The 6,981-nt window shown below is 65.0% G+C and carries 7 protein-coding genes; 5 read left to right on the top strand and 2 right to left on the bottom strand.

Features of this window, described 5'->3' with window-relative positions:
- Positions 1-174 precede the first annotated feature (174 nt).
- A complete protein-coding gene (locus tag RJQ10_RS09540) occupies positions 175-600 on the top strand; it encodes an Hsp20/alpha crystallin family protein (protein WP_350145967.1) in 426 nt (141 codons plus the stop codon).
- Positions 601-606: 6 nt separating this feature from the next.
- Here the strand turns inward: RJQ10_RS09540 and RJQ10_RS09535 are convergent, their stop codons facing one another.
- Positions 607-1,578, bottom strand: a complete 972-nt coding sequence (locus RJQ10_RS09535; protein WP_350145965.1) for a ChaN family lipoprotein — start codon at positions 1,576-1,578, stop codon at positions 607-609.
- 177 nt (positions 1,579-1,755) lie between these two features.
- On the opposite strand from RJQ10_RS09535, the gene RJQ10_RS09530 reads away from it, so the two are divergent.
- The 4 genes from RJQ10_RS09530 to RJQ10_RS09515 all read left to right on the top strand — a co-directional run bounded on the left by RJQ10_RS09530 (position 1,756) and on the right by RJQ10_RS09515 (position 6,476).
- A complete protein-coding gene (locus RJQ10_RS09530) occupies positions 1,756-3,114 on the top strand; it encodes a cytochrome P450 (RefSeq protein WP_350145963.1) in 1,359 nt (452 codons plus the stop codon).
- 141 nt (positions 3,115-3,255) lie between these two features.
- Positions 3,256-5,154, top strand: coding sequence for a transglycosylase SLT domain-containing protein (locus RJQ10_RS09525; RefSeq protein WP_350145961.1), 1,899 nt, complete (start codon positions 3,256-3,258; stop codon positions 5,152-5,154).
- Between the two features lie 13 nt (positions 5,155-5,167).
- On the top strand, positions 5,168-5,854 hold the full coding sequence (locus tag RJQ10_RS09520; RefSeq protein WP_350145959.1) for a TIGR04283 family arsenosugar biosynthesis glycosyltransferase: 687 nt from the start codon (positions 5,168-5,170) through the stop codon (positions 5,852-5,854).
- Positions 5,847-6,476 (top strand): TIGR04282 family arsenosugar biosynthesis glycosyltransferase, encoded by a 630-nt coding sequence (locus tag RJQ10_RS09515; protein ID WP_350145957.1) that lies wholly within the window; start codon positions 5,847-5,849, stop codon positions 6,474-6,476. The genes RJQ10_RS09520 and RJQ10_RS09515 overlap by 8 nt, the downstream gene beginning before the upstream one ends.
- Here RJQ10_RS09515 and RJQ10_RS09510 read toward each other — a convergent pair.
- The gene (locus RJQ10_RS09510; RefSeq protein WP_350145955.1) at positions 6,466-6,867 is read right to left on the bottom strand and encodes a hypothetical protein; all 402 of its coding nucleotides are present in this window, start codon (positions 6,865-6,867) and stop codon (positions 6,466-6,468) included. The genes RJQ10_RS09515 and RJQ10_RS09510 overlap by 11 nt on opposite strands.
- Positions 6,868-6,981 lie beyond the last annotated feature (114 nt).

Raw genomic sequence — 6,981 nt, 5'->3', positions numbered from 1 at the left:
ACGCGCCGTTACATGAGCCAGGAGACGCTGGCGCGCGTGCTGAGCAAGGAAGACCAGGCCAACCTACTGCCACAGTCTGAGGCCGCCTGAAGCGATGAAACTGGAGACCGGAGTTACACCACTTGACGGGACACTACCTCGCGGAACCAACCGCACATTTAAAGGAGGTGTCAGATGTCTCTGATTCAACGCAATAATCCGTTCGATCTTGACCGGTTCTTTGACAATTTCCTTGCGCCGGCCAGCAGCAACAATGAAATGGGGTCTTTCTTCGCGCCACGGGTGGATGTCCGGGACGGGGAGGACCACTACGAAATCACCGCCGAACTGCCGGGGGTGGACAAGAAAAATATCCACGTGCACGTCAAGGACGGGGTGTTGACCCTGGAGGCCGAGGCCAGCCAGAGCGAGAAGGAGGAGAAGGGAGGCAGGGTGATCCGCCAGGAGCGTCGCTATGGCCGTTACCTGCGCAGCTTCGACCTCGGTGGGGATGTCCATGACGAGGACATCAATGCCTCCTTCAAGGATGGCGTGCTGACCCTGACCGCACCGAAGGTGAAGCCCAATGTGCCAGAACCGCGGCGCATCGAGATCCAGTAAGCACCCTTACCCTGCGCCGGCAGCCTTGGGTATGTCGGCGCAGGGGTCGCCACGGTCGTGGGCGATGGTGAAAATCGTGAAGTCGCTCCAGGCAGGCGTCGCGGCGGCGTAGTCGCCGGGCTTGATGCGTTCGGGTTCGAGTTCGGCCATGGTGACGGCAACGATGGTGGCATCGGGCTGTAGCCGCTGCAGGAATCTCGGTATGCCCCAGTCGCGGCGGGCATGGCCATTGCCCGTGATGACCACGGCCCGCTCGCCGCTGCGGGCGCTGGCGAGACGGCTGGCCATATAGGCATCGCGGGCAATCTGTACCTGCACCATGGCTGCCATGTGCTCGGCGGGTAGCAGGCCACAGTGGGCGTCGGCCATCAGCTCCTGCATTGCCAGGCGCTGTTCCGCGCTGAAGAGTGTGTCAGGCTGTAACTGTTGCCGGGTTTCGGCGTCCAGCGCCGCGTCGAGCCCGTCGCTGAACACAGCGCGCACCGTGGCAGCTGGAAACATAAGGTCCACCGGCTGCCAGCCACGCTCCAGCACTGCGGCGAACACCGGCTCGTACAAGGGCCAGTCCGGCCACCCGGAATGCTCCCAATCCAGCGCCTCGGCGAGTCCCGCTGTTCCCGCCGGGCCCGCGTCCAGCCAGGCCTCCAGGGCCGGGGCCTGGTCCGCATCCACTTGCTCGAATCCCGCTATCGCAGTCTCCGGCCATTGCAGTCCGTTAATGATTTCTGCCTGCAGCTGATGATGCACGGGGTTGTCGTGATTCTCGCCGAGCAGGACATAGTCGGCGCGAGCCAGTGCCTCCTGCATTTCCTCGAAGGTGGTGAAAGCCTGGGTGCGGGCAGACCAGACCCGGTCCATCAACGGGTGTTCCCCGGGTTCCGCTGGCGTCCGGGGCGGGATATTGACGCAGCCCGTCAACAACAGGCCCAGGAGGCCAAGCAGGAGCGGCCGGGTCGTCCGAGGTAACGCTGCGATCATGGGAGGTCGGATCCTGTGGTAAAGCGGGGATTGTAACCAATCCTGCGCAAGGAGGCTGAGCGCACCGCGTAGGCCGCTCCGCGTGAGCCGCCCTGCGCGGGCCGCCCTGCGCGGGCCGCCCTAGGCACACCGGGCGGGGATGTGCCAGAATAGGACCAAACTAATGAGGGTTAGTCCATGTCTGCCACTTCCGCCTATGTGCTCGCTCCTGACTGTAAGGACCTGGCCCACCTGCCGGGAGAATTCGGCTGGCCCCTGCTGGGCATAACGCCCGAGTTGCTGCGTGACCAGCTTGGTCTGGCGCGACGTTTTTACCGCCAGTACGGCCCTGTCTCCAGAATCCAGATGGCGCGCCAGCGGGGCGTGCTTGCCCTGGGTCCGGATCTGGCCCAGACCATTCTCCTGGACAAGGAGCAGAATTTTTCCGCGAAGATGGGCTATCAGTGGTCCCTCGCGCCCTTTTTTGGCGATCACTACCTGTTGGGTAACGACTTCGACGAACACAAGTTCCAGCGCCGGATCATGCAGACCGGGTTCAAGACCGCGGCCATGCGCGGCTATGTGGAGCTGATGAACCCCATCCTGGAGCAGGGAATGGCAGACTGGGACCAGCTGCCGGATTTCCGCTTCTTCCCGCGGATCAAGGAGCTGCTGCTGGCACAGGCGCTGAAGGTCTTCTACGGCGTCGATGGTGGCAGCGCGGTGGCGGGGGAGCTTTCCCGCGCGTTCACGGACATCACCGAGGGCATGCTGGGGCTGTTCCACGTCGATCTGCCCGGGTTCCGCTTTCGCCGCGGCCAGCGCGGCAAGCGCCTGATCGAGGCCTATCTGTCGGGGTTGCTGCCTGCAGCGCGGGCAGAAGAGCGCATGGACATGCTCGCCTACATGGCCAAGGAAACCCGTCCCGATGGCGAACTGTTCTCTGACCGGGAGCTGGTGGATCACGCCAACTTTCTCCTGTTCGCCGCCCATGACACCACAACCAGCACCTTGACCCACATGATGTACTACCTGGCGCGCTATCCAGCGTGGCAGCAACGAATCCGCGAGGAGGGCCGCGCGGTCAATGCCAGCGGACCACTGGGCTATGACGACCTGCCGGCGCTGCCGCTGCTGGAGGCCGCATTTTTCGAATCCCAGCGCCTGCACCCGTCCGTCGGCGTCATGGCCAGGCGCACCATTCGCGACTGCAAGCTCGGTGACGTCGACGTGCTTGCCAACACCCTTGTTTTCCAGTTCCCCATGTTCACCAACCGGATGCAGGAATTCTGGCACGATCCTGACAGCTTCGATCCGGACCGCTTCCTGCCCCCGCGGCAGGAGCAGAAGGGGCATCCCTTTGCCTTCATGCCCTTTGGCGGTGGCGCCCACAAATGCATCGGCATGCACTTCGGCAACATGCAGGCGCGGCTGTTCAGTCACCAGTTCCTGCAGCGCTATGAAATCAGCCTGCCCCCGGGGCACCAGGCCAGCTTCCAGACTGTGCCCTTGCCTAAACTTCGCGACGACCTGCCGCTGCGCTTGCGTCGCCTGTAGCCAGCTGCAGGGCCGCAGCGCTTGCAAATTGCCGGGGCAGGTATCACCCTAGCGCCTTGTGAACGACTGCTGCACGCTGTGGTGGTCGCCTGAAGGTCGCAGTCAGTGAGGTATGCCCAGTTGCAGTTGCGGGTAGTCTGTTTGGTCCTGTTGTTCCAGGCTCTGGTACCGGCCCTGCCACTGCAGGCGGACAATCTGCCTCTGGCGAGGGAGGGCTACAGTAACGCGGTCAGGGCCATTGAGCGGGGCCTGTGGGCGGAGTATCAGCAGCTGCGTCCGGCGCTGGAAGAGTACCCGCTGGCCATCTACCTCGACTACTACGAACTCAGTCGCAAGACCCGCCAGGTACGCCCGGGGGATGCCAAACTGTTCCTCCAGCGCAGCCAGGACTCGCCACTGCCCAACCGCTTCCTTGCGGCCTACCTGGCCCAGGCAGGGAAGGACGGTCGCTGGCAGGATTTCCTCGCCGTCATGCCCTATGAACCCAACAGCATCGAGCTCAAGTGCTTTTATTTTCGGGCCCGGCTGGCGGCGAATGATCCACTGGTCGCCTGGGAGGGAGCGGAACGCCTGTGGGTGCACGGCGAATCGCGGCCCAAGGCCTGTGACCCGCTGTTTGCCGCCTGGCAGAAGGCCGGGCAGCTCAGTGACGACGTGGTCTGGGCGCGCCTGCTCAAGGCTTTCGAAGCCCGCCAGCGGGGACTGCTGAACTATGTGGCTCGCAAGGGCAGCGACGGCCTGCGCCCCTGGTCGGACAGGCTGCTGGAGATTTACAGCAACCCGGACCGGATACGCAGCCTGGTGCCCGCGACGGAGGATCCCCGCAGCGCCGATATTGTCGCCTACGGCACCGCCTATTTCGCCCGCTACAAGCCGGCTCCGGCTCTGCAGCAGTGGCTGTACTTTGCCGAACGCCTGGACTTCAGTGCGGCACAGCGTGCGCTGGCGGAGGAGGCCCTGGTACTGCGCAGCCTGTTGGCGAAATCCACCGAAAACCTGCCCTGGGCGGAGGGTGCGCTGGACCGGCTGGGCGACGACGGGCTGGTGGAAATCCGCCTGCGCTGGGCATTGCAGGACCAGGACTGGACCGCGCTGGCGGCCAACCTGCAGAAATTGTCGCCGACTGGCCGGGCGGAGCCGACCTGGCGCTACTGGCAGGCGGTTGTTCACGAGCGCGCCGGCGAGCGGCAGCTGGCCGAGGCTCTGCTGCGCGATCTGGCCCGGGAGCGAGACTACTATGGTTTTCTGGCGGCGGAGCGTCTGGGGCTGCCCCCTGTCTTCAACCATCGCCCAAGCGCCCTGGCGCCCGAACGGGCAGAACCTTTGCGGCAGTTGCCGGTGGTACGGCGCATAGAAGAGCTGTATCACCATCGGGAGGAAAACCTGGCGCACTCCGAGTGGTATCAGGTGCTGCAGGCCACCTCGCCGGCAGAGCAGCAGGAGCTGGCGACGCTGGCCTCTAGCCTGGGCTGGCACCGCATGGCCATTGATGCGGCCAACCGGGCCGAGTCCTGGGACGCGCTGGATCTGCGTTTTCCAACCCCCTACCGCGATACCTTCAGCCGCTATGCCAGCCAGCGCGAGGTTCCGGTAACGGAGTTGATGGCCATCGCCCGCCGCGAGAGCGCGTTCTACGCCGGCGCCCGGTCCCCGGTCGGTGCCCGCGGGCTGATGCAGGTCATGCCGGCGACGGGCAAGCAGGTGGCGGCCCAGCTCAAGACCAGCCACAGCGACCAGGCGCTGTATGATGTTGAGCACAACGTGCTGCTGGGCAGCGCCTACTACCGGCAGCTGCTGGACCGCTACGGCGGCAACCGGGTGCTGGCAATGGCGGCCTACAACGCCGGTCCACAGCGGGTGGACCGCTGGCGCAACCGGCCGGGGGAAGCAGTGCCCGTGGACGTCTGGATCGAGACCATCCCGTTTCGGGAAACCCGCAATTACGTCAAGGCGGTGCTCGCCTACAATCTGGTCTTCAAGTACCTGCTCGGCGAGGAGGGTACGCTGCTCACCGGTCAGGAACGCAGGCTGACCTACTGAGCGCGTGCAGACAATGAGCCACCCCAGCCTGAGCTTCGTCATTCCGGTGCTGAACGAAGTCGAGCGCATCGGGCCTCTGCTGGCACAGCTGGCGCGTGACTTCCCCGCCGCCCAGAGAATCGTGGTTGACGGCGGCAGCACCGATGGCACAGTCGCCGCGGCCATGCCCGGCTGTACCCAGCTGTTGCTGGGCGAGGCCGGCCGTTCGGCACAGATGAACCTGGGGGGCCACGCTGCCAGTGGAGACTACCTGCTGTTCCTGCACGCGGATACCCGGCCCCGGTTTGCCGCCGCAGAGCTGGAAAAAGAGCTGGCTGCGAAGCCCCGCTGGGGTTTTTTCCGGCTGCGGCTGGATGGTCGCAGGGTGGTGTTTCGGCTGCTCGAACGCGGTATTACGCTGCGCTCCCGGGTAAGCGGCATTGGCACCGGCGACCAGCTGTTGTTCCTGCAGCGTGAGCTGTTCCAGGGCTGCGGTGGCTTCGCCGCCATTCCGTTGATGGAGGATGTTGAGCTGTGCCGGCGACTGCGGCGGGGATCCAGGCCCAGGGTGCCCGGGCTGGCGGTAGAAACTTCCAGCCGGCGCTGGGAGGAGCGCGGTGTGTTGCGCACTGTGCTGCAGATGTGGGGGCTGCGCTTTGCCTATGCGCTGGGTGCGTCGCCTGCGCGACTGTGGCGAATCTACTACGGCTCCCGTGGCTGAGTCGGTACTCCTGCAGCAGTTTGCCAAGGCCCCCGAGCCCGGGCGGGTCAAGACCCGCATGCTGCCCAGGCTGTCGGCAGCGGAGGCCTGTGCGTTGCACTCGGAGCTGGTCCTGTGGACCTGTGAAACCCTGCTCGACTCCCGGCTGGGGAACGTCGAACTGTGGGTGGCGGGGGACCCGTCCGCCGGCCTTTTTGGGGAATGTGCCTCCCGCGGGCCGCTGTCCCTGTGCCGGCAGGTCGGCGACGATCTGGGTAGCCGCATGCGCCATGCTCTCAATGATGGCCTCAATCGGGCTGATCGGGTATTGCTGGTGGGCAGTGACTGCCCCGCGCTGACCGGCCGCTATTTGCAGCAGGCGCTCGCCGCGCTGGACACTGCGGAAATGGTACTGGGGCCCGCCCTCGATGGCGGCTATGTCCTGATTGGGGCCCGCAGGCCGGTGGATGCGGTGTTTGACGGTGTCAGCTGGGGCAGTTCCAGCGTCCTGGGGGAGACAATGGCGCGCGCCGGTGCGGCAGGGATCAGCGTCGCGCAGCTGCTGGCGCTGCAGGACGTGGATCGTCCCGACGACCTGCCACACTGGCAGGGGCTGCGCCAGCGCGGCCGGGTCAGGCGCTAGCGGTGGCGACTGCCTCCGGTGGTGCTGTCTCAGTGCCCACCCGGGAGCGTTGGTACAGCAGCCAGGCGACGGCGGTGCAGTAACTCAGATTGGTCTGCAGTTCGCTGTCCGGATCGCTGAGGAAAGCCCTCTGGCTCGCCAGCCCGCGTACCCGGCTGGCCATTTCCGGCCGGAAGGCCAGATAGCGGTCCCAGATGTCCCGGTGCTGGGCGGCGGTGATGTGAAACAGGCCGAGACCGGTATTGCGAGCCGAAAAGAGGCCCAGCTCAGGGGCCGAGACCGCTGATTCCAGGAGGAAATCCTCGCTGGCAGGGTTCCAGACACCCAGGTACTTGAGGGTGGGCCGGATAACCTGCTCCCTCAGATGCTCCGCGGTGACATACATAGGCATGATCTCCTGGTGATCTTCGCGGCGGGATTATTCTTGTCGGCAGGCTGAGCGAACTCCGATGCCGGCATCTTCCTCGCGCGCCTGATCTTTTTAGCACAGGAAACCAATAAAACC

Source organism: Haliea sp., from assembly GCF_040222615.1.
GTDB lineage: Bacteria > Pseudomonadota > Gammaproteobacteria > Pseudomonadales > Halieaceae > Haliea.
The sequence above is the reverse complement of the archived record's forward strand: the minus strand, read 5'-3'. Positions and strand labels throughout refer to the sequence as shown.

What these genes read in the sequence shown, in the direction of transcription:
- RJQ10_RS09510 (WP_350145955.1), bottom strand. Translation starts at nt 6,867, where the DNA reads ATGCCTATGTATGTCACCGCGGAGCATCTGAGGGAGCAGGTTATCCGG.
- RJQ10_RS09520 (WP_350145959.1), top strand. Translation starts at nt 5,168, where the DNA reads ATGAGCCACCCCAGCCTGAGCTTCGTCATTCCGGTGCTGAACGAAGTC.
- RJQ10_RS09530 (WP_350145963.1), top strand. Translation starts at nt 1,756, where the DNA reads ATGTCTGCCACTTCCGCCTATGTGCTCGCTCCTGACTGTAAGGACCTG.
- RJQ10_RS09535 (WP_350145965.1), bottom strand. Translation starts at nt 1,578, where the DNA reads ATGATCGCAGCGTTACCTCGGACGACCCGGCCGCTCCTGCTTGGCCTC.
- RJQ10_RS09540 (WP_350145967.1), top strand. Translation starts at nt 175, where the DNA reads ATGTCTCTGATTCAACGCAATAATCCGTTCGATCTTGACCGGTTCTTT.